This window comes from Curtobacterium sp. NPDC089185 (assembly GCF_040685235.1).
GTDB lineage: Bacteria > Actinomycetota > Actinomycetes > Actinomycetales > Microbacteriaceae > Curtobacterium > Curtobacterium citri.
The window spans coordinates 19127-45090 of the sequence record NZ_JBFBHK010000003.1 but is presented as its reverse complement, the minus strand read 5'-3'; the positions used below and the strand labels follow the sequence as shown (position 1 = coordinate 45090).

The window sequence follows — 25964 nt, the reverse complement described above, 5'->3', positions numbered from 1 at the left end:
CGCGTCACCGCGCGGACGCCTCGGGACGAACCACGGATGCGACGTCGAACCAGGCCCGCGGGCCGGTTCGATGTCGCGTCCGTGGTTCGACCCAGCCGTGCGCGCCTGCGCCGGTCGCGCGTCACCGCGAGCGCCGCGGGCTCAGCGCGGGAAGCCCGGCGGCCGCGCCGCGGCCGTCGCGGCCGCCCGGTCGAGCAGCGCCGCCCGCGCCCGGAGCGCCCGCTCGTCGCGCGCGCGACGCAGGACGGTGACGCCGGCGAGGAAGGTCTCCGCCGGCACGGGCGGCACCGGGTGCACGTACGGCACGACCGCCGCCGCGAGCCGCTCGGCCGCCGCGGCCCGCGCATCCGGACGCACGTCGGCGGCGCCGCGGAAGAAGGCGCCGAGCCGGTTCTCGAGCCGCTGCGGCAGCGCGGACACGTCGGCGACGCCCGCCCACCCGACGAGTTCGACCGGCATCAGTACCTCGACACCACGGACCCGTGCCGCGCGTTCGTGCTGCACGAAGGTGCCGGCGAGCAGGTCCCCGAGGCGCCGCGGCCGGCTCCCGAACAGCGCGACGAGCAACGCGATCGACCCGAAGGTGGTCCAGAGCTCGAGCAGGCCGACCAGCGCCCGGGTGAACGCGTGGCGGAACCCGATCGCCCCACCGTCGACACGGACGACCCGGGTGCCGGTGGCGTACCGGCCGACGCTCTTGCCGCGGGTCACGGTCTCGACCGCGGCGGGGACGAGCACGAGCACGGTGACGACCGACCCGATCTGCAGCGGGACGAGCCACGCGCCGTCGATCCCGCTCGGCAGGACACGGGACAGCCCGAGCAGCAGCAGGACGAACAACGCGACGAGGCAGAGTGCGTCGAGCAGCGCCGCGGCGAGCCGGAGCGCGATGCCCGCGGGCTGCACGTCGAGTGCGACGGCCTCGCCGACGACGAGCTCGTCGGCGGTGTCGTCGAGGACCGCCCCGAAGCGGGCGTCGGCCAGGTCGCGCGGCGCACGGGTCTTCGACATGGGATCATTCTGACGGAGCACGTCGCCGACCGCGCGGGCGGATACGGCGGGGCGTGCTCGGGACGGCGGGGAGTCACGTGGACCTGGAGGCCTACAGCGCGGTGCACGGCGACCGCTGGCAGGAGCTCGACCGGCTCGCCCGGACCCGCCGCACCTCCGGGGCGGACGCCGACCGGCTCGTCGCCGGGTACCAGGAGGCCGCCACCGACCTCGCCCGCATCCGCGGCGCAGCACCCCGCACGGCGACCGGGGACCGGCTGTCCCTCGTGGTGTCGCGGGCACGGCTCCGCTTCACGGGCACGCCGGTCGACCCGCTGACGGCGCTCTCGGCCTTCTTCGTCCGCCAGCTCCCCGCGGCGATGTACCGCATCCGCTGGACGACGCTGTGGGTGGGCGCCGCCACCGCGGCGATCGCCGTGATCGTGGCGGTGTGGATCACGACCACCCCCGGCGCCACGGCCACCTTCGGCTCGCCGGCGGCACTCCGGCAGTACGCCACCGAGGACTTCCAGGCGTACTACTCGGACCACGGCCTCGGCGCGTTCTCGGCGCAGGTGTGGTCGAACAACGCCTTCATCGCCGCACGGATGGTGGCCTTCGGCATCACCGGCCTCTACGTGCCCGTCTCGATCGTGCAGAACGCCGTGAGCCTGGGCGTGTCCGCCGCGATCATGCACTCGCAGGGCCGGCTCGGGGACTTCTTCCTGTACATCGCGCCGCACGGACAGCTCGAGCTGTACTCGGTGTTCCTCGCGGGGGGAGCCGGCCTGATGATCGCCTGGTCCTGGGTCGCCCCCGGCGCACGGACCCGGGCCCAGGCGCTCGCCGAGGACGGCCGAGCGCTGATCACCGTCGCGGTGGGTCTGGTCCTCACGCTGCTGCTCTCCGGCCTCGTCGAGGGCGTCGTCACCCGTCAGGAGTGGCCGTGGGCGGTCAAGATCGGCATCGGTACGGTCGCCCTCGGCGCGGTGCTCTGGTACCAGTGGGTGCTCGGGGGCCGCGCGCACCGTGCGGGCGAGCGCGGTGACGTCGAGGAGTTCGAGCGCGGCGCGACCGCGCTCACGGCCGGCTGACCGGCGTCAGAGCCGCCCGGTCGCCTTGGCGCGGACGTACGCGTCCGCCACGGCCGGCGGGACCTGTTCGGGCGTGCCGCGGACGACCTCGGCCCCGGCGCGACGCGCGACGTCCCCGACACCGTCGGCGTCGAGCAGCGTCCGGGTCGCCGCGGCGCGTCGGTACACGTCGCGTTCGGCACCGGACCGGGACGGGAGGCCCGGCACCCGTCCGCCCCGCCGGTCCGGTTCCGCGCGTCCCGGCTCCCGGACCCCGTCCGCCATCCGCTCGACGGTCGGGTCGGTGACGCTGGTCACGACGACGGCGTGCCGCCGCGTGAGCCGCGGGAGCACCGCGAGCAGGTCCGCCGAGGCGCCGACGGAGTCGAGGCTGGAGACGAGCACGACGAGGGAGCGCGAGGTCGTCACCGCGTCGACCAGGCCGGGCACCGCCGCCCAGTCCGTCGCCGCGAGTCCGGGCTCCGCGAGTGCGAGGGCCTCGCCGAAGCGCCGGACGACGTCGGTCCGCGTCGCGCCGTGGACCCGCTGGCGCACGCCGTCGTCGAGCACGACGAGGTCCACGCGGTCGCCCGCCGCCGACGCGAGCGCGCCGAGGAGGAGCGCCGTCTCGATGAACGTGTCGAGTCGGGGCTCGTCCTCCACCCGACCGGCTCCCGCCCGACCGCCGTCGACGACCACGACGACCCGTCGGTCGCGCTCGGGACGCCAGGTGCGGACCACGAGGTCCTGGCGTCGGGCGGTGGCGCGCCAGTCGATGGACCGCACGTCGTCGCCGCGGACGTAGTCACGCAGGGAGTCGAACTCGGTGCCGTGGCCGCGGAGCTGCAGGGTGGTCTCGCCGTCGAGCTCCCGCAGCCGCGCGAGCCGCGAGGGCAGGTGGCGGCGTGAGCGGAACGGCGGCGTGACGACGAGTTCCGCGGGCGCCGCGACGACCCGCTGCCGGGCGGCGAGCCCGAGGGGGCCGGCGGCCCGGACGGCGACACCGGTGGTCGAGCGCCGCCCGCGGCGGAACGGTGCGAAGCGGACGCGGAGCGCGCGGCGCTCCCCGGAGGGCACGGTCGCGCGGAGTCGTCGGGGCGTCTGACCCGCGGACGGCTCCCACATGTCCCGGGCGAGGGCGCGCAGGGTGCGGGAGCCGTCGTTGACGAGGACGAGGGTGCCGTCGGCGGTCGTCCCCCGTCGCGCGAGCCGCGGCATCCGGCGCTCGACCCGCACCTGCCGCAGGTCCGCGGCGAGCAGGACGTCGAGCCCCGCGGCGAGCACGACGACCACCATCCACGCCACACCGGCCCACGCGCTCCCGAGCAGCACGACGGGGACGATCGCGACGGCGAGGAGCGCGACGAACCGACCGGAGACCGCCACTAGAACGGGACCCGGACCTGCTCGACGACCTGCTGCAGCAAGACCTCCGCACCGACGCCCTCGAGCTCGGCGTCCGCGGCCACCCGGAGCCGGTGCCGCCAGACCGGCACGAGCATCGCCTGCACGTGGTCCGGGGTGACGGCGTCGTACCCGGTGAGCCAGGCCCACGCCTTCGCCGCGGCGAGGAGCGCGGTCGCGCCGCGCGGGCTGACGCCGACCCGGACCGACGGCGCCTGTCGTGTCGCGCGGGCGAGGTCGACCACGTACGCGAGGACGTCGTCCCGTGCTCGGACCGCGCGGACCGCCCGCTGTGCCGCGAGCACCTCGTCGGCGCCGAGCACCGGTCGGATCCCGGCGGAGCGGACGTCCCGCGGGACGAAGCCGTCCGCGTGCCGGCGCAGGACCTGCCACTCGACGTCCCGCGGGGGCACGTCGAGCGTGAGCTTCACGAGGAAGCGGTCGAGCTGTGCCTCGGGCAGCGTGTAGGTGCCCTCGAACTCGATCGGGTTCATCGTCGCGGCGACGAGGAAGGGCTCGGGGAGCGGGCGTGCTGCGCCGTCGACGCTGACCTGGCGCTCCTCCATCGCCTCGAGCAGCGCCGACTGCGTCTTCGGCGGCGTCCGGTTGACCTCGTCGGCCAGCAGCACGTTCGTGAACACCGGTCCCTCCCGGAACGGGAACGTGCCGGTCGACGCGTCGAAGACGAGCGATCCCGTGACGTCGCCGGGCATCAGGTCGGGCGTGAACTGGATGCGCTTGGTGTCGAGCGACATCGCTGCCGCGACGCTCCGGACGAGCAGGGTCTTCGCGACCCCGGGAACCCCCTCGAGCAGCACGTGCCCCTGCGCCAGGATGCCGACGATCATGCCGGACACGGCGCCCTCCTGCCCGACCACGGCCTTGCCGACCTCGGCGCGCAGGCGACCGAAGGCCTCCCGGAGCGGGTCCGGGGCGGTGGCCGTCGGGGTGTGGGCGGGGGACGGATCGGTCACGGTCGTGCTCCTCGTCGGTCGCGGTGGGTCGTGGGTGTGGTCGTGGGTGTGGTCGTGGTGGGGCCGGCGGCCGCCTCGCCGGTCGCCGTGCGGACGGCCCGCTCGAGCTCGTCGAGCGCCGCGGCGCCGTCGACCAGGGCGCGGTCGTCGTGCGTCGGCCCGCCCACGAGGACGGCACCGACGGCGGTGTCCGGCCGCCCGGTCGCGCGGGCGGCGGCGCGCACGACCTCGTCGACGTGCGCCCCGGGTGGCAGGCCGAGTCGGCGTGCGGTCCGTCGGAGCGCCGCGATCCGGAGGGTGTCGAGGGCGTGCGTCCGGTCGCGGGTACGGGCGTAGAGCCGGGCCCTGCCCTCGGTGGTCTCCGCAGCGCGCACCACGACGGGCATGCGCTCGACGACGAGCGGCCCGAGTCGCCGCCCGCGCCAGACACCCGCGGCGACGGCGACGAGCCCGAGGAGGAGCAGCGCCCCGGGCACCCACGGCGGTGCCAGCGAGCCGAGCGTCGGTGCGGCGTCGGCGGAGGTCGTCATCGGGGTGTACCAGACCAGGCGGTCGGCCGAGCCGAGCAGCGCGAGCCCGAACGCGGCGTTGCCCGCCGTGGTGACCGTGTCGTTGCGGAACGCCGCGGTGGTGCCGACGAGGGTCACGTCGCCGCCGGCCGTGGAGGTCCGGACCAGGCCGGCGACGCGGTCGTCGCCGGTGCCGGTCGGGACGCAGAGGTCGGTGTCGGCTGGTGGGCGGACCGTGTCGGTCGGGCGGTAGCCGGACCCGGTGCTCGTGATCCGACCAGCGGCCTCGGCTGCCGGGATCGCGCACCCGGCCGTGGAGACGACCGCGTCGCCGGTGACCGGACCGGCCGGCTCGACGCCGAGGCCGAACGCCTCGAGGGACGTCGGGTCGTCGGAGAGCAGGACGACGTGCCGGGCCTCGCGGCCGAGCCGGCGCGCGACCGCGGGGTCCAGTGCTGCGGCCGAGTCGTCGACGAGGACGGTGCTGCCCCGGAGGTCCCCGGCGTCGAGGCGGTCCACGCGGTCGACGACGTCGACGGTCGTCCCCTGCTGCTCGAGCACGCGGACGAGGGCCTCCGCACCGCTGGCGGTCGCGGACCGGGGGTCGAGCGGGTCGCGGGTCGGACCGGTGGACGACTGCACCGCCGCCGTCAGCGCGGCGAGCAGCACACCCACGAGGACGACGACGACCCAGACGACGACCCGTCCGCCGCGACGGAGCGGACGGGCGTCGGCACCGGCAGTCGGGGGAGCGCCCTGCGTCGCGGTCGTGGTGCTCACGCGGGGACCGCCGGGACGGCCTGCGGGCGTGCCGTCCGCACGGCCTGCTCGGTGTCGAGGACCGCTCGGGCGACCGCCTCGTCCGCCGAGCGGCCGAGGTACCGGACGTCGTCGAACGTGCGCGCCGCGGCGTCGATCCGCTCCGCCTGCTCGGGGAACAGCGGTGCCGCACGGCCGGCGACCGCCCGGGCCGTCGCACCGGGCACGTCGCGGACGAGGTCGCGTTCACCGAGCCCGCGGGCGAGCGCACGGTAGCCGTCGAGGACGGCACCGGACCAGTCGCCCGACCGCAGCGCTGCCCGGCCGGCGTCGCCGAGTTCCCGCGCCGAGCGGCGGTCCTCGGCGTCGAAGACCGATCCGTCCGACGTCGGTGTCGTCCGTGGTCGGCGACGGGGCAGGCCCCGGGCGACGACCACGAGGACCACGACCGCGACGAGCACGACGACCGCGATCGCGAGGAACGTGTGCGTGAGCACGGGGGAGTCGAGAGCACCGACCCGGAACGACCCGAGCCAGTCGAGGAACGCCCGGGAGGCACGGTCCCACCAGGTGACCCGTGCGCCGTCGTACTCGGACCGCTCGAGCTCGCGTTCGAGGAGCCGTCGGGCCTCGTCCGCGCCGAGGCTCACGCGCCGCCGTCCCGCGGGTGCCGCCCGGAGCCGCCCTGGTCGGGCGGTCCGGGCCACGGCTGCCCGGGCCACTGCTGCTGCGCGCCCGGCCGCGGCTGCCCAGGCCACTGCTGCTGTCCCGGCCACTGCTGCCCGGGCCACTGCGGTCCGGGACGGGACGACCGGTCGACGGCGGGTGCCGGTGCGAAGGGGTCGGCGGGCTCGCCGGTCTCGAGGTGCGCGAGGATCCGCTGGTCGAGCGCCTCGGTCCGGATCCGCCGGTCGATCGCGAGGAACGTCACGATCGACGCGCTGAGGACGTCGGTCGTGCACTGCACGGCGATGGTGAGCAGTGCACCGACGACGACGGCCGCGACGGCACCGGGCCCGATGCCGGCGCTCGCGTCGGTCTGTCCGAGCGGGTCGAAGGTCCCGGCGGCGAGCACCGTGGCGAAGGTCAGCGGTGTGGCCGCGATCGACGCCGCGATCCCGAACACCACCCGCACGAGCAGGACGATGCCGAACGTGCGCCAGAACGCGCCGCGGGTGAGCCGCCACGACTGCGCCGCCGCCGAGAACACCCCGCGGCCCTCGAGCGCGATGGTCGGCACGGTGAAGGCGAACTTCGTCCCGAGCCACGCGACAGCGAGGCCCGCGACGACGAACAGCAGCAGGATGACGGCGATGTACCCGCCGACGCCGGACGCGCCCGCCGACAGGGCCCCGAACGCGCCGAGGACGAGGGCGACGAACACCCCGCCGAGCACGGCACCGGCGGCGAGCTGCAGCAGGATCCACGCCAGCACGGACCAGCGCCGCCCGGCCAGGAGCGACCAGAGCCCGCGGAAGCTGCCCCGGCGTCCGAGCACGCGCTGGCCGGTGTCGGCCGCCACCGGTGCGACGAGGAACGCACGGCCGAGGGAGGCGAGGAACGGCAGGGCGACGGCGAGCAGCAGGTACGTGGTGACCGAGCCGGCGAGGACGTCGTCGGAACCGCTGCCGCCGTCGAGGGCGGAGGCCGTCCGCGACTGGAGGACCCGCTGCCCGAGCGTGCTCGCGATCGTCGACACCAGCCCGAGCACACCGCTGAGCAGCAGGCTCCAGAGCAGCAGGACGCGCGCGTTCCGACGGAACACCGTGAAGGCACCGGCGAGCACGTCCCCGAAGCCCAGCGGGCGGAGCGGCACGGCGGGCCGCTGCGGCGGCCGCGGCGGCTCGCCGTACTGCTGCTGCTGCCACTGCTGCTGGTGCTGACCCGGCCACCCGCCGGACGGCTGCTGCGCCGGGGGCCGGGTCGGGCCTCCCGTCCGGTCGTCGCCGTCGCGCGAACCCGGAACCTGCCAGTCGGACATCGCCGCCCCCTCGTCCTGCACCGGCCGCGCAGCGGAACGCGCGACCCGACCCATCCTGCCGGAGAACGCCGCTCGACGGGTGCTCGGCTATCGTGACCGTAGGTGCCGGTCCGGCACCACCGCCCGCCACACGGAGTCCACGCCCATGACACCGCGCATCCTCGTCGTCGACGACGACCAGGCCCTCGCCGAGATGATCGGCATCGTCCTCCGCTCGGAGGGCTACGAGCCGGAGTTCAGCGCCGACGGCAACGACGCCGTCGAGGCGTTCCACGGCACGAAGCCCGACCTCGTCCTGCTCGACGTCATGCTCCCGGGCATCGACGGCATCGAGGTCTGCAAGCGCATCCGCGCCGAGAGCGGGACGCCGATCATCATGCTCACCGCCAGGGGCGACACCGCCGACGTGGTCGCCGGGCTCGAGAACGGCGCGGACGACTACGTGGTGAAGCCGTTCAACCCGAAGGAGCTCGTGGCGCGCATCAAGACGCGGCTCCGTCCGACGGCCGCCGACGCGTCGGTGCTGCACGCCGGCGACCTGACCGTCGACGTCGCCGCGCACGAGGTCCGTCGGGGCGACACCGTCATCGCGCTCACCCCGCTCGAGTTCGACCTGCTCCGCGCACTCGCCGAGAAGCCGAACCAGGTGTTCACGCGCGAGATGCTCCTCGACCAGGTGTGGGGGTACCACTACAAGGCGGACACCCGGCTCGTGAACGTGCACGTGCAGCGCCTCCGCGCGAAGATCGAGCACGACCCGGACAACCCGCGGATCGTCACGACCGTGCGCGGCGTCGGCTACCGGGCCGGAGGAGCCTGAGCACCGTGCCGCCGGGACCGTCTGGCGCACCCGCCCCGGACCGGACCCCCACCGGTCCGGCGTCGGCGACTCCCGGCGCGTCCGCGGGAGCCGGTGCGTCCGCGGGAGCCGGTGCATCCGCGGGAACCGGCGCGTCCGCGCGCGGCCCGCTCGCGGGGGCTCCCCGGCAGCCGGCGGGCCGCGACCTGCTCGCCCGCGGCTGGGCGCTCCGCGCCCGTCGGCGCGCTCGCCGGTGGGTCCGACGGGGCTGGTACGCCGTCGCGTGGTTGTGGCGCCGCTCGCTGCTCGTCCGGTCGGTGGCGATCACCGTCGCGACGAGCGGCCTCGCGGTCGCCGTCATCGGCACCGCGGTCATGATCAGCATCTCGAACAACGTCTACGCGCAGCGTCGGGACCAGATCGAGGCCGAGTCGGCGCGTGCGACGGTCGTCGCCCAGGGCATCTTCGACGCCGCGACCGCCGCGTCCGACAACAACCAGACGGAGCTCGAGACCCTGCAGAGCGAGGCGCAGGAGGCGATCCTGTCCAACACGACGAGCCCGGGCGGCACGAGCATCGCCATCGAGCGATCGCCGGGGCAGTCGAGTCCGCAGACCCTGCAGAACCTCGCGAGCCAGGACTTCCCCGACGCGGTCATCACCGACGCACTACGGCGCGAGGTCGGCCGCGACACCGGACGGCTCAGCCTGCAGCCCGTCCGGCTCGAGGACGGCGGCCGGAGCGAACCCGGGCTCGCGGTGGGGTCCGTGCTGCAGGTCCCGAGCGCGGGGCAGTACGAGCTCTACATCGTCTACGACCTCTCGGACGCCCAGCAGACCCTCGACTTCGTGTCGCAGACGCTGTCGATCGGCGGCGTCGCGCTCATCGTCCTCATCGCGCTCGTGACGTCCCTCGTGGTGCGGCTCGTCGTCGTGCCCATCCGCGGCGCCGCCGAGACGAGCCGGAAGATCGCCGCCGGTCGGCTCGACGAGCGCATCCCGGTGCGCGGGCACGACGACATCGCGATCCTGGCGCGGAGCTTCAACGACATGGCGGACGCGGTGAGCCGGCAGATCACGCAGCTCGCCGAGCTGTCCCGCGTGCAGCAGCGGTTCGTGTCGGACGTCTCCCACGAGCTCCGGACGCCGCTCACCACGATCCGGCTGGCCGGGGACATGCTCTTCGACTCGCGCCACGCCTTCGAGCCGTCCGTCGGGCGGTCGGCGGAGCTGCTGCACGCCCAGGTCGAGCGCTTCGAGCTGCTGCTCGCGGACCTGCTCGAGATCTCGCGGTACGACGCCCAGGCCGTGCAGCTCGACACCCAGCCCGTCGTGCCGGCGTCGCTCGCGGCCGACATCGTCGAGGAGTTCCAGCCGCTCGCCGAGCGCGCCGGGACCGAGCTGCAGCTCGCGACCCCCGGCGGGCACACCACGATGCAGCTCGACGCCAAGCGCATCCGACGCATCCTGCGGAACCTCGTCGGCAACGCCATCGAGCACGGCGACGCCAAGCCGGTGCAGGTCGTGGTGGACAGCGACGCGCGCTCGGTCGCGATCGCCGTCCGCGACCAGGGGGTGGGCATGCCCCCGGAGGACGCCGCCCGCGTGTTCGACCGCTTCTGGCGCGCGGACCCCTCCCGCCGCCGCACGATCGGCGGGACCGGCCTCGGGCTCGCGATCTCGCTCGGCGACGCGAACCTGCACGGTGGGCGGATCGACGTGTGGTCCCGCCCCGGCGAGGGCTCCACGTTCGTGCTGACCCTGCCCCGCGGCGAGTCGCTCGGTACGGCGACGTCCGCCATCCCGCTGCCCGACCTCGACGACGCCTACGACGGCCCCCGTGCCGTCCGGGAGGACGACTGATGCGCTCCAGGTTCCGCACCGCGGTCGCGACGACGCTCGCCGCCCTCGCCCTCGTCGCGCTCACGGCGTGCGCGGCGATCCCGACCGGCGGCGCCGTGCGCTCCGGGCAGTCGATCAAGGACGAGTCCATCTCCGGGGTCGACTACCGACCGGACCGCCCCGTGCCCGGTGCCGACCAGACCGCCGTCCTGCGCGGTTTCGTCGCCGCCGGCACCGGTGCCCAGGACGACTACGCCATCGCGCGGGAGTTCCTGGCGAAGGGCTTCGCCGACGACTGGAACCCGCGTCGCGGCGTCACGGTGACGCAGGGGAGTGCCACCGTCGACCGCGTCGCCGACCGGGAGCTCACCTACACGCTCACCGCGAGCGCCACCGTCGGTGCGGACGGGGAGTACACGCAGGCCGTCCGACCCACCACCTCCACCCTGACCTTCCAGTTCGTCCGCGAGGACGGGCAGTGGCGGATCGCCTCCGCACCGGACGGGATCATCCTGACGCCGGTGAGCTTCGAGTCGGTCTTCGAGCAGCACGCCCTGTACTTCTTCGACCCGTCCTACGACTACCTCGTGCCCGACGAGCGCTGGTTCCTCGCCCGGTCCTCGACGAGCACCCGGATCGCGAGCGCCCTGATCGCCGGTCCCGCCGACTGGCTCAAGGGGGCCGTCGTCTCCGCGTTCCCCGAGGGCACGCAGCTGTCGCTCAACGCGGTCTCCATCGAGAACGGCCGGGCGGTCGTCGACCTGTCCAGCGACGCGCTCCGGTCGAGCAACGACGACAAGCTCCGGATGCGGGAACAGCTCACGCGGTCCCTCGCCTCGGTCGCGTCCGTGTCCTCGGTGTCGATCACGTTCGAGGGGGCCACCTTCACCCCGCCGGAGCAGACGGGTGCGTCGGCACAGGTGAACCCCGACGTCGACCCGCGCCCGCTCGTCGACCGCGACGACCAGGTCGGGTACGGCTCCGCGAACGGGAAGGTCGCGTCGCTCGGCGGGGGTGCGGGTGCCGCCGTCGCCGCGCTCGACCCCACGTCGTTCTCGCTGTCCGCCTCCGGCTCGGTGGTCGCCGTCGGCAACGACAGCGGCGTCGTGGTCGTGCGCGGCAAGCAGGCGGTGCGCATCGACGCGACGGACGACCTGGTGCCCCCGTCGATCGACGACCTCGGCTTCGTCTGGGTCGGCGGTGCGGGCGACACCGGTTCCGTCACGGCGTACGGCCTCGGCGGCGACCCGCACGAGGTCGCGACGAAGCTGCCGCGGGGCGGGCTCGTCTCGTTCCAGGTGTCCCGGGACTCCACGCGTGCGCTCGCCCTCATCGAGACGTCGGACGGGCCGGCGCTGTACGTCATGGCGATCCTGCGCGACGGCGACCGCACGCCGACGGCCCTCGGCTCGCCGGTCCGGGTGCAGGCCGCCACGGGCACCGCCGTGGGTGCCGCGTGGGTGAACGACAGCGACGTGGTCTCGGTGGGGCAGACGGACGACGGGCCCGACGTCGTCCGGTCGACGGTCGGCGGTCAGTCCGCCGTCCTCCCGGAGCCGGACGGGGTCGCGCGGTCCGTCACCGGGGGCAGCGGCGGCTCGATCCTGCTCCGGATGGCGGACGGCTCGGTCCTGCAGTCGACCGGCGGCCGGTGGGACACCACGGGCATCGAGGCGGACGTGCTCGGCACCCAGCGCTGACCACTCGTCGCCGCAGGGTGCTCCTGCACAGGCGTCTGGGCCGGGAGGCCCGTCCACCGTCGGCGGGACCGGCCCACCGGCACGGGTGGTCGGGTCCGACCATGGGGGCATGCACCCGACGTCACCTCCCGTCCGCCGCCACACCTCGCCTGCCGGGTCGTCCCGGCCGTGGTGGGACGCGGTCCTCGCCGTCCTCGGGCTCGTGCTGCCGGTCACGTGCGTGTGCTGCGGTGCCCCCGACCGGGCGTGCTGCGCGTCCTGCCGTGCCGGGATCGACGCCCGTCCCCGCCGCCGACGGCTCGTCGCGGGTGTGCGGCTCGACGCCGCCTTCGCCTACGAGGGACCGGTGCGGGTGCTCGTCCTCGAGCTCAAGCTGCGGGGCCGGGTCGACCTCGCGCCGGTGCTCGCCCCACGGTTCGGGGCGCTCGTGGCCGCCGCGCTCGCCGATGCCCCCGGAGCGCTCCTGGTCCGGGTGCCGCCGTCGCGGACCGGTGCCCGTCGGCGCGGCTTCGACCCCGTCGACCTGCTGCTGCGGCGGTCCCGCGCGCCGGTGCGGAGGCGGGCGCGGTCGTTGACCCGGCGGCGCACACCGCGACCGCGCGGGGCAGTCGGCCCCGGTGCCGGGACCCCCGGGACCCCTGGGACCGTCGGGATCATCGGGACCGCCGGGGCCCACGGGCAGAAGGGGCGCTCCGCCCTGGAACGGGTCGAGGCCACCGTCGGCACGCTCCGCGCACACGGTGTCGCGGGTCGCGAAGTGGTGGTCGTCGACGACGTCGTCACGACCGGCGTCACGATGGCCGAGGCGGTCCGGGCGGTCCGTGCCGCGGGCGGCCGCGTGGTGCGGTGCGTGGCGCTCGCCGAGGTGCCAGAGTGAACGGCACGGGTCCGTCCGGTGCACGACCGGTGTCGCCTGGGCATCCGGTGGGTGTCCGGCGCGACCCGCCCGGAGGTGGTGACGCCGTCCGGTCGGGGGGTCTAGCCTCGCGGCAAGGCGTTCGGGATCGCCGGATGGAGGCGACGCGCCGAAGTACGGATGGGAGCCGCCACATGGACGTGACGATCACGGGCCGGAACGTCGGGGTCACCGATCGATTCCGCACCTACGTCGAACAGAAGTCCGAGAAGATCGACGTGCTCGCCGACCGCGCCCTCGCCTTCGAGGTGCGCCTCAGCCGCCACAACGAGAAGTCCGGCGGTTCCCAGGGCGAGGACCGCGTCGAGCTCACGCTGATCGGTCCCGGACCGCTCGTGCGGGCCGAGTCCGCCGCGTCGGACAAGTACGCGGCGTTCGACCTGGCGTTCGCCCGCATCACCGAGCGCCTGCGCCGTGCACGCGACCGCCGCAAGGTGCACCGCGGGCGCCACCGCCCGACCTCCGTGGCCGAGGCCGCGGGGACCGGGTTCGAGCACATGGACGTGACGCCGGCCGACGGGCGGCTCATCGAGACGGTCGCGACGGGCGCCGTGCCCGTGGTCGAGGAGCACGAGGACGACACCGAGGTGTACTCGCCCGTGGTCATCCGGCACAAGGTCTTCGAGGAGGCCCCGATGACCGTCGACGACGCGCTCTACCGGATGGAGCTCGTGGGACACGACTTCTACCTGTTCGTCGACGCCGAGACCCACCGCCCGAGCGTCGTCTACCGCCGCAAGGGCTGGGACTACGGCGTGATCGGCATCGACGACGGCGGCCACGGCGCTGACGCCCCGGCGGACGCCGACGCGTCGCGCACCGCGGCGATCGCCTGACGGGTGTCCCGGGCGGGTGTGCGCGGTCCCGGTGGCCGCGCACACCCGTCTCCCTCCCAGCGCCCGGGCCGCGCGGGTTGCTAGCATGACTGGCTGTTCGGATCGCGCAGGTCGCGCGCGACGACCCCGTAAGGAGCTCACGTGGCAAACGTGCTGGAGAAGGTCCTCCGCATCGGCGAAGGGCGCACCCTCCGTCGGCTGAAGGCGTACGCCTCGGCCATCAACGACCTCGAGGACGACTTCTCGACCCTCACGGACGACGAACTCCAGGACGAGACCAAGGAGCTCCGCGAGCGCTACGCCAACGGCGAGACGCTCGACGACCTCCTGCCCGAGGCGTTCGCGGCCGTGCGCGAGGCGGCGAAGCGCACCCTCGGCATGCGTCACTTCGACGTCCAGCTCATGGGCGGTGCCGCCCTGCACCTCGGCAACATCGCCGAGATGAAGACCGGTGAGGGCAAGACCCTGGTCGCGACGACGGCGGCGTACCTCAACGCGATCCCGTCGCGCGGCGTGCATGTCATCACCGTCAACGACTTCCTCGCGTCGTACCAGTCGGAGATCATGGGGCGCGTCTTCCGCGCGCTCGGCATGAGCACCGGCTGCATCATCGCGAACCAGTCGCCGGCCGAGCGCCGCGAGCAGTACGCGGCGGACATCACGTACGGCACGAACAACGAGTTCGGCTTCGACTACCTGCGCGACAACATGGCGTGGCAGGCGTCGGACATGGTCCAGCGCGGCCACTTCTTCGCCATCGTGGACGAGGTCGACTCGATCCTCATCGACGAGGCCCGCACCCCGCTGATCATCTCCGGCCCGTCCTCCGGCGAGGCGAACCGCTGGTTCACCGAGTTCGCCTCGATCGCCACGCGGCTCATCCCGGGCGAGGACTACGAGGTCGACGAGAAGAAGCGCACCGTCGGCGTGCTCGAGCCCGGCATCGAGAAGGTCGAGGACTACCTCGGCATCGACAACCTGTACGAGTCGGCGAACACCCCGCTCATCTCCTTCCTGAACAACTCGATCAAGGCCGTGGCCCTGTTCAAGAAGGACAAGGACTACGTCGTCATGAACGGCGAGGTGCTCATCGTCGACGAGCACACCGGCCGCATCCTGATGGGCCGTCGCTACAACGAGGGCATCCACCAGGCGATCGAGGCGAAGGAGGGCGTCGAGGTCAAGGCCGAGAACCAGACCCTCGCGACCGTCACGCTGCAGAACTACTTCCGCCTGTACCAGAAGCTCTCGGGCATGACCGGTACCGCCGAGACCGAGGCGGCCGAGTTCATGTCGACCTACAAGCTCGGCGTCGTGCCCATCCCGACGAACAAGCCGATGCAGCGCATCGACCAGACCGACCTCGTCTACAAGAACGAGAAGGCCAAGTTCGAGCAGGTGGCCGTCGACATCGCCGAGCGCCACGAGAAGGGCCAGCCCGTCCTCGTCGGCACGACGAGCGTCGAGAAGTCCGAGTACCTCTCGAAGCTCCTCGCGAAGAAGGGCGTCAAGCACGAGGTCCTCAACGCGAAGAACCACGCGCGTGAGGCCGCGATCGTCGCCCAGGCCGGTCGTCTCGGCGCCGTGACGGTCGCCACGAACATGGCCGGCCGCGGTACGGACATCATGCTCGGCGGCAACTCCGAGTTCCTCGCCGTGCAGGAGATGCACGCCAAGGGCCTGTCCCCGACGGAGACGCCGGAGGAGTACGAGGCCGCGTGGGACGACGTGTTCGCCCGCGTCAAGGCCGAGATCAAGGAGGAGGCCGACAAGGTCCGCGACGCCGGCGGCCTGTACGTCCTCGGCACCGAGCGCCACGAGTCGCGCCGCATCGACAACCAGCTGCGTGGTCGTTCCGGTCGTCAGGGCGACCCGGGCGAGAGCCGCTTCTACCTGTCGCTGACGGACGACCTCATGCGCCTGTTCAACTCCGGTGCCGCCGAGAGCCTCATGGGCCGCTCGAACGTCCCGGACGACATGGCCATCGAGAACAAGCTCGTCAGCCGTGCGATCCGGTCGGCCCAGGCGCAGGTCGAGGGCCGGAACGCCGAGATCCGCAAGAACGTCCTGAAGTACGACGACGTCCTGAACCGCCAGCGCGAGGCGATCTACAGCGACCGCCGCCACATCCTCGAGGGCGACGACATCAACGACCGTGCGCAGTCGTTCCTCAAGGCCGTCGTGGACGACGTCATCGACACCCACACCGGCGAGGGCTCGCCCGACGACTGGGACCTCGACGCCATGTGGACGGAGCTCGGGACGCTCTACCCCATCTCGATCTCCATCGACGAGGTCATCACCGAGGCCGGCTCGAAGGGCAAGGCGTCGCGCGAGTTCCTCGGCCGCGAGATCCTCTCCGACGCGAAGCTCGCGTACGAGAAGCGCGAGGAGATGCTCGGCGACGAGGCGATGCGCGAGCTCGAGCGCCGCGTGGTCCTCTCGGTGATCGACCGCCGCTGGCGCGACCACCTGTACGAGATGGACTACCTCAAGGACGGCATCGGCCTCCGCGCCATGGCGCAGCGTGACCCGCTCGTCGAGTACCAGCGCGAGGGCTACGCCCTGTTCCAGAGCATGATGGGCCAGATCCGCGAGGAGTCGGTCGGCTACCTGTTCAACCTCGAGGTGCAGGTCCAGTCCGACGGCGACAACGCGGTCATCGAGGCGAAGGGCCTCGGTGAGGGCGAGGCGACCGGTCTCGAGTACTCCGCACCGTCGATCGACGGCGAGGTCGAGGTGCGCGACGAGCGCGGCCGCCTCGAGCAGGCGGCCACCGCCCGTGCGCAGCAGGCCCAGGCGGAGGCCGAGGCCGACGTCGCCGGGCCGGAGCAGGGCTCGGCATTCGGCAACGCCGCCACGGCGTCCGGCCAGGCCGCGTCCGCCGGCAACCGTGCGGACCGTCGCCAGGCGGCCAAGAAGGGCTGACGCAGCGGCCGTCACGGTCGACGATGACGGACGGGAGGCGCGGTGCCAGCGGGCACCGCGCCTCCCGTCCTCGTGTGGGACCGCAGGCAGCGTGTGGTCCCGCCGTCAGAGCACCCCGACGGCGGTCGCCCGCCACCGGCCCTGCCGGAGTTCCAGCCGCAGCGCCACCGCCCGCGCGTGACTCCGCGTGTGGACCACGACCGCGGCCTCGACGACGCCGTCCGCGACCGGGCAGGTCCGGACGCTCCCGACCTGCACCCGCGGACGCGCTCGGGCGCGTCCGCCGAGCGACCGGGCACGCGTGGCGACGGCCGCGCGCTGCTGGAGGTGACGGTGGACGTCCTCGGTGACCCACCGTGCGATGCTGTCGACCTCGCGGCCGCCGGTGAGGACCTCGACCACGCAGAGCCCGAGGGCCCGTGCCGTGGCCGCGGCGTCCGGTGGGGCCGGCGGGGTCGGGTCCACCCGGCGTGCCGGACGCCGCGGCAGGGGTGCGAGCGCGACGGCGTCCCGACGCGGCGGCGCGCCGTCCGACCCCTCGTCCGGCACCGGCGCGAGCCCCAGTCGCTCCCGCCCCGCCTCGTCGTCCTCGATGGGACGTGCTTCTCCTGACGCCATCTGCCCTCCGCGACCGAGCGTACGGAGCAATTGAACATGTGAAATGTTCAGCCTGGAGGCTTGTGGAGGAGCGACCTCGTCCACAGAGCAGCGCACCTAGACTTGCGGGGTGTCGACCCTCAGTGACCTCGTCCTCGCGCAAGGCCGATCCTCCGAAGCGGACGTGGAGTGGCTCCACCTGCTCGTGGGGGACTGGCAGCTCCTCGCCGACCTGTCCTTCGCCGACATGGTCCTGTGGGTCCCGACCACCGAGGACGGCTCGTTCGTGGCCGTCGCCCATGCCCGTCCGAGCTCCGCGGCGACGCTGTTCTACCGCGACATCGTGGGCCAGGAGATCCGCGAGGAGTGGCGCGACCAGGTCGTCCGCTGCTTCGCGAGCGCCGAGCTCGTGGACTCCGCCGAGCCGGACTGGTACGAGGACACCCCGACCCGCGTCCGCGCGATCCCGGTGCTGCGTCGGCTCAGCGCGAAGAGCGCCGAGACCACCGACCGCCCGATCGCCGTCGTCACGCGGCACTCGAACCAGGACGAGATGCGGACGCCGAGTCGTCAGGAGCTCAACTTCACCGGGAGCGCGAACGACCTGTTCGGGATGATCGCGACGGGCGACTTCCCGGACCTCGGTGCGCCGGCCGGCCCACGCCGTGGAGCGCCGCGTGCGAGCGACGGCCTGCTCCGCCTCGACACGAACGGGGTCGTCACGTTCGCGAGCCCGAACGGACTCAGCGCCTTCAACCGGATGGGCTTCGAGGGCGAGCTCGAGCGGAAGTCCCTCGCCGAGGTCACGACCGAGCTCATCGGCTCCCAGCTCGACGTCGACGAGTCCCTGCCGCTGGTCGTCACCGGGCGCGCCCCGTGGCGTGCCGACGTCGAGGCCAAGGGCGTCACCGTCTCCCTGCGCTCGATCCCGCTCCGCGACCACGGCGACCGCATCGGCGCGATCGTCCTCTGCCGCGACGTCACCGAGCTGCGGCACCAGGAGCGGGAGCTCATCACCAAGGACGCGACGATCCGTGAGATCCACCACCGCGTGAAGAACAACCTGCAGACGGTGGCGTCGCTGCTGCGCATCCAGGCGCGTCGCACGCACTCCGACGAGGCCCGCACGTCGCTGCAGAACGCCATGCGCCGCGTCGCCGCGATCGCCGTCGTGCACGACACCCTTTCGGCCGGACTCAGCCAGAACGTGGACTTCGACGAGGTGTTCGACTCGGTGCTGAAGCTCGTCACCGAGGTCGCGGCGTCCCACAACACCACGGTCCGCCCGAAGAAGACCGGCGAGTTCGGCGTCCTGCCCTCGGAGGCCGCGACCCCGCTCGCGCTCGGGCTCACCGAGCTCGTGACGAACGCCGTCGAGCACGGGCTCGACGGGCGGGACGGTGAGGTCGAGATCGTGGCGAACCGCTCCGACGACCACCTCGACATCGAGGTCCGCGACAACGGCGTCGGGCTGCCGGAGGGCAAGGTCGGGTCGGGCCTCGGCACGCAGATCGTCCGGACGCTCATCCAGGGCGAGCTCGGCGGGACCATCGACTGGCACACCCTGACCGGCAGCGGCACCGAGGTCACGATCACGATCCCCTTCCGCTGGCTCACGGCGGCCGGCGCCGCGTAGGCGGCCGAGCGCTCCGCCGCCCCGCGCACACGACGACGCCCGCCGCTCCCGGGGGAGCGACGGGCGTCGTCGCACACGACGACGCCCGCCGCTCCCGGGGGAGCGACGGGCGTCGTCGGGGTGGTGCTGCTGTGTCAGGAGGCGCGACGGGCGCGGGCCGCGCGGCGCTTCAGCGCACGACGCTCGTCCTCGCTGAGGCCGCCCCAGACGCCCGAGTCCTGGTTGTTCTCGAGGGCGTACTGCAGGCACATCTCGGTCACCGTGCAGCGAGCACAGACCGACTTGGCCTTCTCGATCTGGTCGACGGCGGGTCCGGTGTTCCCGACGGGGAAGAAGAGCTCGGGGTCCGCGGTGAGGCAGGCTGCCTGGTCACGCCAGTCCATGTGTGGTGCTCCTTGGTGTCGATGCTCGAACGGCAGGCCGGGGCCGCGGCTCGGGGATCGGAACGCTGGCATGCACAGGGCACGAGGGGAACCTGTGGGGGAGGCTTCCGCTGGGAGCGAGTCTGACGCCCGCTGAACGCTCGGGGGAGGAGCGTCGAACCGCGGGAGACGCACACCACATCGTGCCGTCCAAACGACCTCCAATATCGTTCCATACTGGTAGAGCCAAATCAAGGGTTCCATCTGGAGGATCGCTGTGCCCGACACCACCCCGAACGCCCCGGAGCCCACCGCCGCGCGGCACCCGGCGTTCCGCACGCTCCTCGTCGTCGTCGGCCTCGAAGCGGCAGCCCTCGTCGTGCTGACGGTCGCACTCGTCGTGGAACTCGTCGTCGCTCCGGCGTCGAGCATCGCGTCCGCGATCGCCCTCGTGCTGCTCGCCGCGATCGCCGCCCTCTGGCTCGTCGCGATCGTCGTCGGACTCCGGAACCGTCGCCCCTGGGTGCGCTCCGGGATCATCGTCTGGCAGGTGCTGCAGGGCGCGATCGCGATCGGCGCCTTCCAGGGCGTGTTCCGCGTGGCCTGGGTCGGGTGGGTCCTGCTGATCCCCGCGCTCCTCGCGCTCACCCTCGTGCTGTCGCGGCCGGTCACGGCCGCGCTGCTCCCGCGCGCCGAGCGGGAGGACTGACGCGCGGCCGACGGACGGGAGGCTCCCCGCCGGGCACGGCCCGGCAGCCGCTGGCGCGTCTGCCGGGAACCGGCCGGCGTGGGCCCAGGTGCCAGCTGGCACCGCGCCTCCCGTCCGTCGTCCGGTCGCCGCAGCGATCAGACCAGCCCGAGCTTCTTCCGCAGGCTGGCGACGTGGCCGGTGGCCTTCACGTTGTAGAGCGGCAGCTGCACGGCGCCGTCCTCGTCCACGACGATCGTCGACCGGATCGTGCCGGTGACGACCTTGCCGTAGTTGTTCTTCTCGCCCCAGGCCGCGTAGGCCCGGTGAACGGCCAGGTCCGGGTCGCTCAGCAGCGGGAAGGTCAGCGCCTGCTCGTGCCGGAACTCCCGGAGCTTCGCCTGCTCGTCCTTCGAGACCCCGAGGACCTCGTAGCCGGCGGCCTGCAGCGACGACATGTTGTCGCGGAAGTCACACGCCTCGGTGGTGCAGCCGGGGGTCGACGCCGCCGGGTAGAAGTACACGATCACCCTGCGACCGCGCAGGTCGGCGAGGTGGTGCTCGACCCCGTCCTGGTCCGGCAGGGTGAAGTCGGGGGCGGTGTCGCCGGCGGCGAGACGGTCCGTCATGGGGCTCCTCGGGGGTTCCGGTGCTCGTGTGGTCGTGAGCACGCGAAAGCCATGCTATTGTTGTTTCCCGTTGCAGCACGGAGTTCCGGACTGCGGCAGACAACTCCACACCATGCGCCTCTAGCTCAATTGGCAGAGCAACTGACTCTTAATCAGTGGGTTCTCGGTTCAAGTCCGAGGGGGCGCACCAGCAAGGCCCGGTCGGATCGCTCCGACCGGGCCTTCGTCGTTCCCGGGATCGTGCGGTCTCCGCGACACGCGCGGGGTGCTCCCGAGGGCTCGATCCGTCCGGCGGGTCCTCGCGGGCGGTCAGTCGGCCACGACGTCGACGACACGCGGGGCGCCGACGACGGCGTCGAGCGCCCCGGCCGTCGCCGCCGCGAGGTCGGACCGGAGTCGTCCGATCGCGTCCTCGGGCACCCAGAGCGTGAACGTCACCGCGTCCCCGTAGTGCGGGTCGTCGAACGTCGCACCGTGGTGCCGCACCAGTCGCGCAGCACGTTGTCGACCCGGCCGGCCTCGGCGTGCGGTGCCGTGACGTCGACCCGGGTGAGCTCGACGCGACGGACGACGGCCGCGCGGTCGAGCGCCTCGGAGACCGACGTCGAGTAGGCGCGCACGAGCCCGCCGGCCCCGAGCTTCACGCCCCCGAAGTACCGGGTGACGACCGCGACGACGTCGGTGAGGTCGCGACGGCGGAGCACCTCGAGCATGGGGACGCCGGCGGTGCCCGACGGTTCGCCGTCGTCCGAGGAGCGCGCCTGGTCGCCGAGGACCCCCGTCACCATCGCGGTGCAGTGGTGCCGGGCGTCCCAGTACCGGCGCCGGACGTCGGCGACGACCCGTTCGGCGTCCGCGACGTCCGTCACGGGAGCGATCGTCGTGACGAAGCGCGATCGTGTGACCGTGATCTCGTGCTCGACGGGCCCGGCGACGGTCGACGGGTATGCGCGGGTCACGCTCCGAGGCTACCGGCGCGGCCCGGACGGCCCGCGCTAGCATGGTGCCCGACCGGCGATCGGGGAGGGGGCGGATCGACATGCGGTGCACCGACCCGGGCGGCGCCCTCGAGGCCGCCGAACTCGCCCGACGCCTCAACCTGCTGCTCGACTTCGAGGAGTCGCAGCGCGGTGATCCCGTGCCGTTCGCCGCGATCGAGGAGTACGTCGCCGACCGCGGTGGCTCGCTGTCGCGGGCGAAGTGGACGTACATGCTCTCCGGTGACGGGCGTCGGAACCGGGACAGCGGCCTGCTCCGTCTGCTGGCCGGCTTCTTCGAGGTCGACGAGCGCTTCCTGCTCGAGGACAGCGCGGTGCCCGAGCGCATCGGCGCCCAGATCGAGCTCGTGCGCGCGCTCCGGTCGGCACGTGTGAGCGGCTTCGCGGCGCGGACGTTCCCCGGTGAGCTGTCGCCCGAGGCGCTGCGTCGCATCGCGCAGGTGCTCGAGGAGGAGTCGGCTCGAGGGGGAGTGGCGTGACGGACCGGTCGATCGAGGCGTTCTGGCTCCGCGGTGCGGCGGAGGGGTGGTCGGACATCGACCAGGCGGTCGCGGCGGCATCGGACCACGTGGGCAAGCCCGTCGTGGTGCGTGAGGAGTCGTTCCTCAGCACCGAGCCGGTCTGCGGCTTCGTCGCCACGCTCGAGCACCAGCACCTCGTGATGATCTCGCCGACGAGCTCGGGGACGTTCCGGTCATTCGTCATCGGGCACGAGCTCGGGCACGTGCTCCACCGGCACCACGAGCGTGCGGCGCAGTCGGCGTACGTGCGCGACGTGTTCCCGGACGTCCCCGAGTACAAGGTCGAGCGCGCCCTCGCACGCGGGCTCTTCTCGAACGACCACGAGCACGAGGCCGAGGTCTTCGCCGACCGGCTCGCAGCGCTCATCCGCGCCAACCGCGGCCGCCCGAGCGCCTTCCGCGGGGTCTTCGGGTGATCGTCTCCGTCACGATGGCGGTGCTCCTCGTCGTCGGGACGGTGGTGCTGTTCCGGCTGCAGCGCGGGCAGGACCGGACCCTCGCGGTCACGTTCCTGCTGTTCTCCGCGACGATCGTCACGAACGTCGACCCGCTGTACCGGTGGCTCGACCCCCTGGTCGGCGGCCGCAACGTGGTGACCGTCGTGAGCGACTGCCTGATGGTGGCGGGCACGAGCGCGCTGCTGTGGGGCGTCGCGAAGGCCGTCGGCGCCGGGTGGCCGTGGCTGCGCGCCGCGATCGTCGTCGTCTTCGCCGTGGTCGTCGTGGTGGTCGTGACGGCCTTCGTCGCGCTCGAGCAGCCGCCGACGACCACGACGTTCATGCTCGTGGCGGGTGACCAGCCGGCCGCCGCGGTGTACTCGATCGCGCAGACCGCCCACCTCGGGGTCGCCCTCGGTGCCACCGGGGTCATCTGCCTCCTCCGGCTCCGCGAGGCCCGGACGGCCGTCGACCTCGTCGGGCTGTGGCTCCTCGTGGTGGGCGGGGTGTTCGGCGTCGTGCGGATGGTCACGGTGACGGTGATGGACGTCGCCCACGTCGTCGGCCGCCTCGACGTCACCCGTGCGCTCGCCCTGCCGTACGACGTCACCACGCCCGGCGCGGTGCTCTGCGTCGCCACCGGCATGCTGCTGCTCGTCGTCGGGCACCGGCTCTCCCGGCACCGCCGTGCCCGCCGGCTCGACGCCGCGCTCGCCCGCCTCGCGCCGCTGCACGCGCGCATCGGCACGGACAACGCCTACCCCGCGACCCGCGACGCCGCCACACGCCTCAGCCGGACCATCGTGGAGATCAACGACGGTGCCCGGCGGGCCCGACAGCTGCTCGGCGACCAGGAACGGGCCGACCTCGCCGAGGCGGAGGCGGCGCTCGAGGACCCGGGCCGCGCGGCAGGGTCCCGGACGCGACCGCAACGGTCCGGTCACGTTCCCGAGCAGGACTCGACCTCTCGTCCGAGCGCCGTGTAGGGTCTGTAGCACGTGCTACAGGCCGGATCACCGCGCCGCGGCACGCCGGGGGAGCTCTCGGCCGCGTTGGGGGCGGCCGAGCACCCCCGGACACCGCTCGTGGGCGTCCCGGTCGGTCGCGACACCTCGCGCGCCGAGGGCGGCCCTGCTGTCTAGACTCGTCGGGTGACCGTCTTCGCCGCCGTCGTCCTGTTCCTCGCCGCCGTCTTCAACGTGGTGACGTGGCCGCGCTTCTTCCAGCGGGTGGCGAAGGACCCGCGGGCGCGGAACGCCGCCGGGAAGCCCACGACGTTCTACACCGTGCACCTCGTTCTGCTGCTCATCGCCTTCGCGATCGCCCTGGCGGCCGTCGTCGCGGGCATCCTGCTGCTCGTCTGACCCGAGCCGAGCCGGGCCGAGGGAGGCCGGGCCGCACCGGACCCCGGGCAGGGTCGAGCTGATCTGCGCCGCCTCAGCCCTCGCTCGGCAGCGGTGCGCCGAGCGCCCGCTCGAGCCCCAGACGCGCCAATCGCTCGTCGGCCGTGTCGAGGAGCACGCGGTAGACCGTGTCGTCGGTGACGAACTCGACGCACACCGCGTCGACGTCGCACGGCTCCACGCGCCACCCGGTCACGCGCTCCATCGGCACCTGCGTCCGGCCGTCCTGCTCGAAGCTCGTCTCGGCCCGGACACCGTGCTCGAAGAACCGGATCCGACCGGTCGTCCCGCGCCAGGTGAGCTGCAGGTCGAGCGTGGGGGAGACAGAAGGGTCCGGCACGTGCCGATCGTACCGGCGCGCACCGGACCCTGTCCGTCGAGGAGGCCTCAGCCCTGGTCGTGCCCCGTCTCGTCGCGACGGAGCTGTGCGGCCGGATCGCGGACCCCGATCGGGTACGGACCGGTGACTCCCTCGCGGAGCGCGGCGATGCGCAGGATGCGGTCCCGCTGCAGGAACCACCCGACGACGAGCAGCGGGATGATGATCACGAGCGACGCGATCGTGTACGTGCCGACCGGGTAGTCGATCGCCATGAGCACGATGACCGAGACCAGGAACGCCAGGGTCAGCCAGGACGTCACCGGGGCCCCGGGGAGCTTGAACGAGGGCTCCTTGGCCAGGCCCTGCTTCGCCCACTGCCGCAGCTTCATCTGGCAGAGGATGATCGTGCCCCACGCGGTGACGATCCCCAGGCTGGCGACGTTCAGCGCGATCTCGAAGGCCTGCTTCGGCACGAAGTAGTTGAGCGCGACACCGGCGACGGTGAAGCCCGCGGTGAGCAGGATGCCCGCGTAGGGCACCCCGCCCTTCGACATCTTGGTGGTCCACTTCGGGGCGGAGCCGTTCATGCCCATCGAGTGCAGCGCACGACCGGTCGAGTACAGCCCGGCGTTGAGCGAGGACAGGGCGGCGGTGAGGACCACGAAGTTCATGATCGACCCGGCGATCACGCCGACCTGCGGGTTGCCGAGCGACGAGAAGAACGTCACGAACGGGCTCTGTCCGTCCTTGTACGAGGTGTACGGCAGGAGCAGGGAGAGCAGGACGACCGACCCGACGTAGAAGACCGCGATGCGGAACACGACGGAGTTGATGGCGCGGGGGATGACCTTCTCGGTGTCCTGGGTCTCGCCGGAGGCCGTCCCGACGAGCTCGATGGCCGCGTACGCGAACACGACGCCCTGCACCACGAGGACCGCCGGCAGCACACCGTTCGGGATGAGTCCACCGTTGTCGGCCCAGATCGAGAAGCCGGTCCGGACGGCCTCGCCGCCGGTCTCGACCGGGAAGGCGAAGACCAACCAGACGAGCGCGATCACGAGGAACGCGACGAGCGCCGCGACCTTGATGAGCGCGAACCAGAACTCGAGCTCGCCGAAGACCTTGACGGCCACCATGTTCGCCGCGAGCACGACGACGAGGGCGATGAGCGCGAGGAGCCACTGCGGCGCCGCGGTGAACGCGCTCCAGTAGTGCAGGTACAGCGCGACGGCGGTGGTGTCCACGATCGACGTCATCGCCCAGTTCAGGAAGTACATCCACCCGGCGGCGTACGCGAACTTCTCACCGTAGAACTCGCGGGCGTAGGAGATGAACGACCCGGAGGACGGACGGTGCAGCACGAGCTCGCCGAGGGCGCGGAGGATGAAGAACGCGAAGACCCCGGCGACCAGGTAGGTGACCGCCAGCGCCGGCCCCGCGGTGTTCAGGCGTCCGCCTGCACCGAGGAAGAGTCCGGTGCCGATGGCGCCGCCGATCGCGATCATCTGCAGTTGCCGGGGCTTCAGACCGTGCTGGTAGCCCTCCTGCTCGTGCGAGAAGTCGTTCGCGGGCTTCGAGACACCCGTGTCGTTCTGCGCTGTCATGCGCGCCAACCTACATGCGCTGACAGCCCCGGGCGGAACCCGCGCCCGACCTGTACG

The 25964-nt window shown here is 73.1% G+C and carries 26 protein-coding genes and 1 tRNA gene; 14 read left to right on the top strand and 13 right to left on the bottom strand.

The features are described from left to right. Nucleotides 1-141: 141 nt before the first annotated feature. Nucleotides 142-1011, bottom strand: a complete 870-nt coding sequence (locus AB0N84_RS03775) for an RDD family protein (protein WP_363543821.1) — start codon at nt 1009-1011, stop codon at nt 142-144. A gap of 77 nt (nt 1012-1088) precedes the next feature. Here AB0N84_RS03775 and AB0N84_RS03770 point away from each other — a divergent pair, with 77 nt between their 5' ends. Further along, entirely contained in the window at nt 1089-2084 is a 996-nt protein-coding gene (locus AB0N84_RS03770) for a stage II sporulation protein M (RefSeq protein WP_289457526.1), read from the top strand. 6 nt (nt 2085-2090) lie between these two features. Here the strand turns inward: AB0N84_RS03770 and AB0N84_RS03765 are convergent, their stop codons facing one another. From AB0N84_RS03765 to AB0N84_RS03745, 5 genes are read right to left on the bottom strand one after another with little or no spacing between them, the layout of a single operon-like run. Then, entirely contained in the window at nt 2091-3449 is a 1359-nt protein-coding gene (locus AB0N84_RS03765) for a DUF58 domain-containing protein (RefSeq protein ID WP_363543819.1), read from the bottom strand. Beyond that, nucleotides 3449-4441 carry a MoxR family ATPase gene (locus tag AB0N84_RS03760; RefSeq protein ID WP_363543817.1) on the bottom strand — a complete coding sequence of 331 codons (993 nt, stop codon included), beginning with the start codon at nt 4439-4441 and terminating at the stop codon, nt 3449-3451. Before AB0N84_RS03760 ends, AB0N84_RS03765 begins: the two co-directional genes overlap by 1 nt. Further along, on the bottom strand, nt 4438-5730 hold the full coding sequence (locus tag AB0N84_RS03755) for a DUF4350 domain-containing protein (RefSeq protein ID WP_363543815.1): 1293 nt from the start codon (nt 5728-5730) through the stop codon (nt 4438-4440). The genes AB0N84_RS03760 and AB0N84_RS03755 overlap by 4 nt, the downstream gene beginning before the upstream one ends. Then, complete coding sequence (locus AB0N84_RS03750; protein WP_363543813.1) at nt 5727-6359, bottom strand: DUF4129 domain-containing protein; 633 nt, start codon at nt 6357-6359, stop codon at nt 5727-5729. The genes AB0N84_RS03755 and AB0N84_RS03750 overlap by 4 nt, the downstream gene beginning before the upstream one ends. Next, nucleotides 6356-7690 carry a glycerophosphoryl diester phosphodiesterase membrane domain-containing protein gene (locus tag AB0N84_RS03745; protein WP_363543811.1) on the bottom strand — a complete coding sequence of 445 codons (1335 nt, stop codon included), beginning with the start codon at nt 7688-7690 and terminating at the stop codon, nt 6356-6358. The genes AB0N84_RS03750 and AB0N84_RS03745 overlap by 4 nt, the downstream gene beginning before the upstream one ends. A gap of 145 nt (nt 7691-7835) precedes the next feature. Between AB0N84_RS03745 and mtrA the strand changes: the two genes are divergently transcribed. The 6 genes from mtrA (at nt 7836) to secA (ending at nt 16710) form a co-directional block, all read left to right on the top strand. Continuing rightward, nucleotides 7836-8510, top strand: a complete 675-nt coding sequence (gene mtrA / locus AB0N84_RS03740) for an MtrAB system response regulator MtrA (protein ID WP_069712275.1) — start codon at nt 7836-7838, stop codon at nt 8508-8510. 5 nt (nt 8511-8515) lie between these two features. After that, the gene (gene mtrB, locus AB0N84_RS03735; protein ID WP_363543808.1) at nt 8516-10351 is read left to right on the top strand and encodes an MtrAB system histidine kinase MtrB; all 1836 of its coding nucleotides are present in this window, start codon (nt 8516-8518) and stop codon (nt 10349-10351) included. Further along, the gene (locus AB0N84_RS03730; RefSeq protein WP_363543806.1) at nt 10351-12030 is read left to right on the top strand and encodes an LpqB family beta-propeller domain-containing protein; all 1680 of its coding nucleotides are present in this window, start codon (nt 10351-10353) and stop codon (nt 12028-12030) included. The genes mtrB and AB0N84_RS03730 overlap by 1 nt, the downstream gene beginning before the upstream one ends. A gap of 109 nt (nt 12031-12139) precedes the next feature. Further along, on the top strand, nt 12140-12907 hold the full coding sequence (locus AB0N84_RS03725; RefSeq protein WP_363543804.1) for a phosphoribosyltransferase family protein: 768 nt from the start codon (nt 12140-12142) through the stop codon (nt 12905-12907). 173 nt (nt 12908-13080) lie between these two features. Then, nucleotides 13081-13782, top strand: a complete 702-nt coding sequence (raiA, locus tag AB0N84_RS03720) for a ribosome-associated translation inhibitor RaiA (RefSeq protein WP_182047911.1) — start codon at nt 13081-13083, stop codon at nt 13780-13782. A gap of 141 nt (nt 13783-13923) precedes the next feature. Further along, on the top strand, nt 13924-16710 hold the full coding sequence (gene secA / locus AB0N84_RS03715; RefSeq protein WP_069712279.1) for a preprotein translocase subunit SecA: 2787 nt from the start codon (nt 13924-13926) through the stop codon (nt 16708-16710). A 105-nt stretch (nt 16711-16815) separates the two neighbouring features. Here secA and AB0N84_RS03710 read toward each other — a convergent pair whose 3' ends face one another. Beyond that, nucleotides 16816-17328: an Rv3235 family protein gene (locus tag AB0N84_RS03710; RefSeq protein ID WP_363543801.1), complete on the bottom strand. Its 513-nt coding sequence runs from the start codon at nt 17326-17328 to the stop codon at nt 16816-16818. 109 nt (nt 17329-17437) lie between these two features. Between AB0N84_RS03710 and AB0N84_RS03705 the strand changes: the two genes are divergently transcribed. Next, nucleotides 17438-18943, top strand: coding sequence for a PAS domain-containing sensor histidine kinase (locus AB0N84_RS03705; RefSeq protein WP_289457536.1), 1506 nt, complete (start codon nt 17438-17440; stop codon nt 18941-18943). Nucleotides 18944-19077: 134 nt separating this feature from the next. Here AB0N84_RS03705 and AB0N84_RS03700 read toward each other — a convergent pair whose 3' ends face one another. Continuing rightward, nucleotides 19078-19326, bottom strand: a complete 249-nt coding sequence (locus AB0N84_RS03700; RefSeq protein ID WP_022904217.1) for a WhiB family transcriptional regulator — start codon at nt 19324-19326, stop codon at nt 19078-19080. Between the two features lie 256 nt (nt 19327-19582). On the opposite strand from AB0N84_RS03700, the gene AB0N84_RS03695 reads away from it, so the two are divergent. Continuing rightward, nucleotides 19583-20014 carry a hypothetical protein gene (locus AB0N84_RS03695; protein ID WP_069712282.1) on the top strand — a complete coding sequence of 144 codons (432 nt, stop codon included), beginning with the start codon at nt 19583-19585 and terminating at the stop codon, nt 20012-20014. A gap of 137 nt (nt 20015-20151) precedes the next feature. On the opposite strand, the gene bcp is transcribed toward AB0N84_RS03695, so the two are convergent. Continuing rightward, the gene (bcp, locus tag AB0N84_RS03690; protein ID WP_363543798.1) at nt 20152-20622 is read right to left on the bottom strand and encodes a thioredoxin-dependent thiol peroxidase; all 471 of its coding nucleotides are present in this window, start codon (nt 20620-20622) and stop codon (nt 20152-20154) included. Between the two features lie 114 nt (nt 20623-20736). On the opposite strand from bcp, the gene AB0N84_RS03685 reads away from it, so the two are divergent. Next, nucleotides 20737-20812: transfer RNA gene (locus AB0N84_RS03685), tRNA-Lys, on the top strand. A gap of 119 nt (nt 20813-20931) precedes the next feature. Here the strand turns inward: AB0N84_RS03685 and AB0N84_RS03680 are convergent. Further along, on the bottom strand, nt 20932-21060 hold the full coding sequence (locus tag AB0N84_RS03680) for a hypothetical protein (RefSeq protein WP_363543796.1): 129 nt from the start codon (nt 21058-21060) through the stop codon (nt 20932-20934). Then, nucleotides 21057-21581 carry a YigZ family protein gene (locus AB0N84_RS03675; RefSeq protein ID WP_363543794.1) on the bottom strand — a complete coding sequence of 175 codons (525 nt, stop codon included), beginning with the start codon at nt 21579-21581 and terminating at the stop codon, nt 21057-21059. The genes AB0N84_RS03680 and AB0N84_RS03675 overlap by 4 nt, the downstream gene beginning before the upstream one ends. Nucleotides 21582-21661: 80 nt before the next feature. Between AB0N84_RS03675 and AB0N84_RS03670 the strand changes: the two genes are divergently transcribed. The 4 genes from AB0N84_RS03670 (at nt 21662) to AB0N84_RS03655 (ending at nt 23942) form a co-directional block, all read left to right on the top strand. Beyond that, nucleotides 21662-22099, top strand: a complete 438-nt coding sequence (locus AB0N84_RS03670; RefSeq protein WP_289457537.1) for a hypothetical protein — start codon at nt 21662-21664, stop codon at nt 22097-22099. Next, nucleotides 22096-22557 carry a M48 family metalloprotease gene (locus AB0N84_RS03665; RefSeq protein ID WP_069712285.1) on the top strand — a complete coding sequence of 154 codons (462 nt, stop codon included), beginning with the start codon at nt 22096-22098 and terminating at the stop codon, nt 22555-22557. The genes AB0N84_RS03670 and AB0N84_RS03665 overlap by 4 nt, the downstream gene beginning before the upstream one ends. Next, nucleotides 22554-23564, top strand: a complete 1011-nt coding sequence (locus AB0N84_RS03660; protein ID WP_363543792.1) for a hypothetical protein — start codon at nt 22554-22556, stop codon at nt 23562-23564. The genes AB0N84_RS03665 and AB0N84_RS03660 overlap by 4 nt, the downstream gene beginning before the upstream one ends. Nucleotides 23565-23729: 165 nt before the next feature. Beyond that, complete coding sequence (locus tag AB0N84_RS03655; protein ID WP_069712287.1) at nt 23730-23942, top strand: SCO4848 family membrane protein; 213 nt, start codon at nt 23730-23732, stop codon at nt 23940-23942. Nucleotides 23943-24015: 73 nt separating this feature from the next. On the opposite strand, the gene AB0N84_RS03650 is transcribed toward AB0N84_RS03655, so the two are convergent. Continuing rightward, a complete protein-coding gene (locus AB0N84_RS03650; protein WP_363543790.1) occupies nt 24016-24321 on the bottom strand; it encodes a hypothetical protein in 306 nt (101 codons plus the stop codon). Between the two features lie 47 nt (nt 24322-24368). Further along, the gene (locus AB0N84_RS03645; RefSeq protein WP_069712289.1) at nt 24369-25907 is read right to left on the bottom strand and encodes an amino acid permease; all 1539 of its coding nucleotides are present in this window, start codon (nt 25905-25907) and stop codon (nt 24369-24371) included. Nucleotides 25908-25964 lie beyond the last annotated feature (57 nt).

Coding starts and splice junctions, on each gene's coding strand:
- AB0N84_RS03775 (WP_363543821.1), bottom strand. CDS start 1,011: ATGTCGAAGACCCGTGCGCCGCGCGACCTGGCCGACGCCCGCTTCGGG.
- AB0N84_RS03745 (WP_363543811.1), bottom strand. CDS start 7,690: ATGTCCGACTGGCAGGTTCCGGGTTCGCGCGACGGCGACGACCGGACG.
- mtrA (WP_069712275.1), top strand. CDS start 7,836: ATGACACCGCGCATCCTCGTCGTCGACGACGACCAGGCCCTCGCCGAG.
- AB0N84_RS03730 (WP_363543806.1), top strand. CDS start 10,351: ATGCGCTCCAGGTTCCGCACCGCGGTCGCGACGACGCTCGCCGCCCTC.
- AB0N84_RS03725 (WP_363543804.1), top strand. CDS start 12,140: ATGCACCCGACGTCACCTCCCGTCCGCCGCCACACCTCGCCTGCCGGG.
- raiA (WP_182047911.1), top strand. CDS start 13,081: ATGGACGTGACGATCACGGGCCGGAACGTCGGGGTCACCGATCGATTC.
- AB0N84_RS03710 (WP_363543801.1), bottom strand. CDS start 17,328: ATGGCGTCAGGAGAAGCACGTCCCATCGAGGACGACGAGGCGGGGCGG.
- AB0N84_RS03700 (WP_022904217.1), bottom strand. CDS start 19,326: ATGGACTGGCGTGACCAGGCAGCCTGCCTCACCGCGGACCCCGAGCTC.
- bcp (WP_363543798.1), bottom strand. CDS start 20,622: ATGACGGACCGTCTCGCCGCCGGCGACACCGCCCCCGACTTCACCCTG.
- AB0N84_RS03670 (WP_289457537.1), top strand. CDS start 21,662: ATGCGGTGCACCGACCCGGGCGGCGCCCTCGAGGCCGCCGAACTCGCC.
- AB0N84_RS03645 (WP_069712289.1), bottom strand. CDS start 25,907: ATGACAGCGCAGAACGACACGGGTGTCTCGAAGCCCGCGAACGACTTC.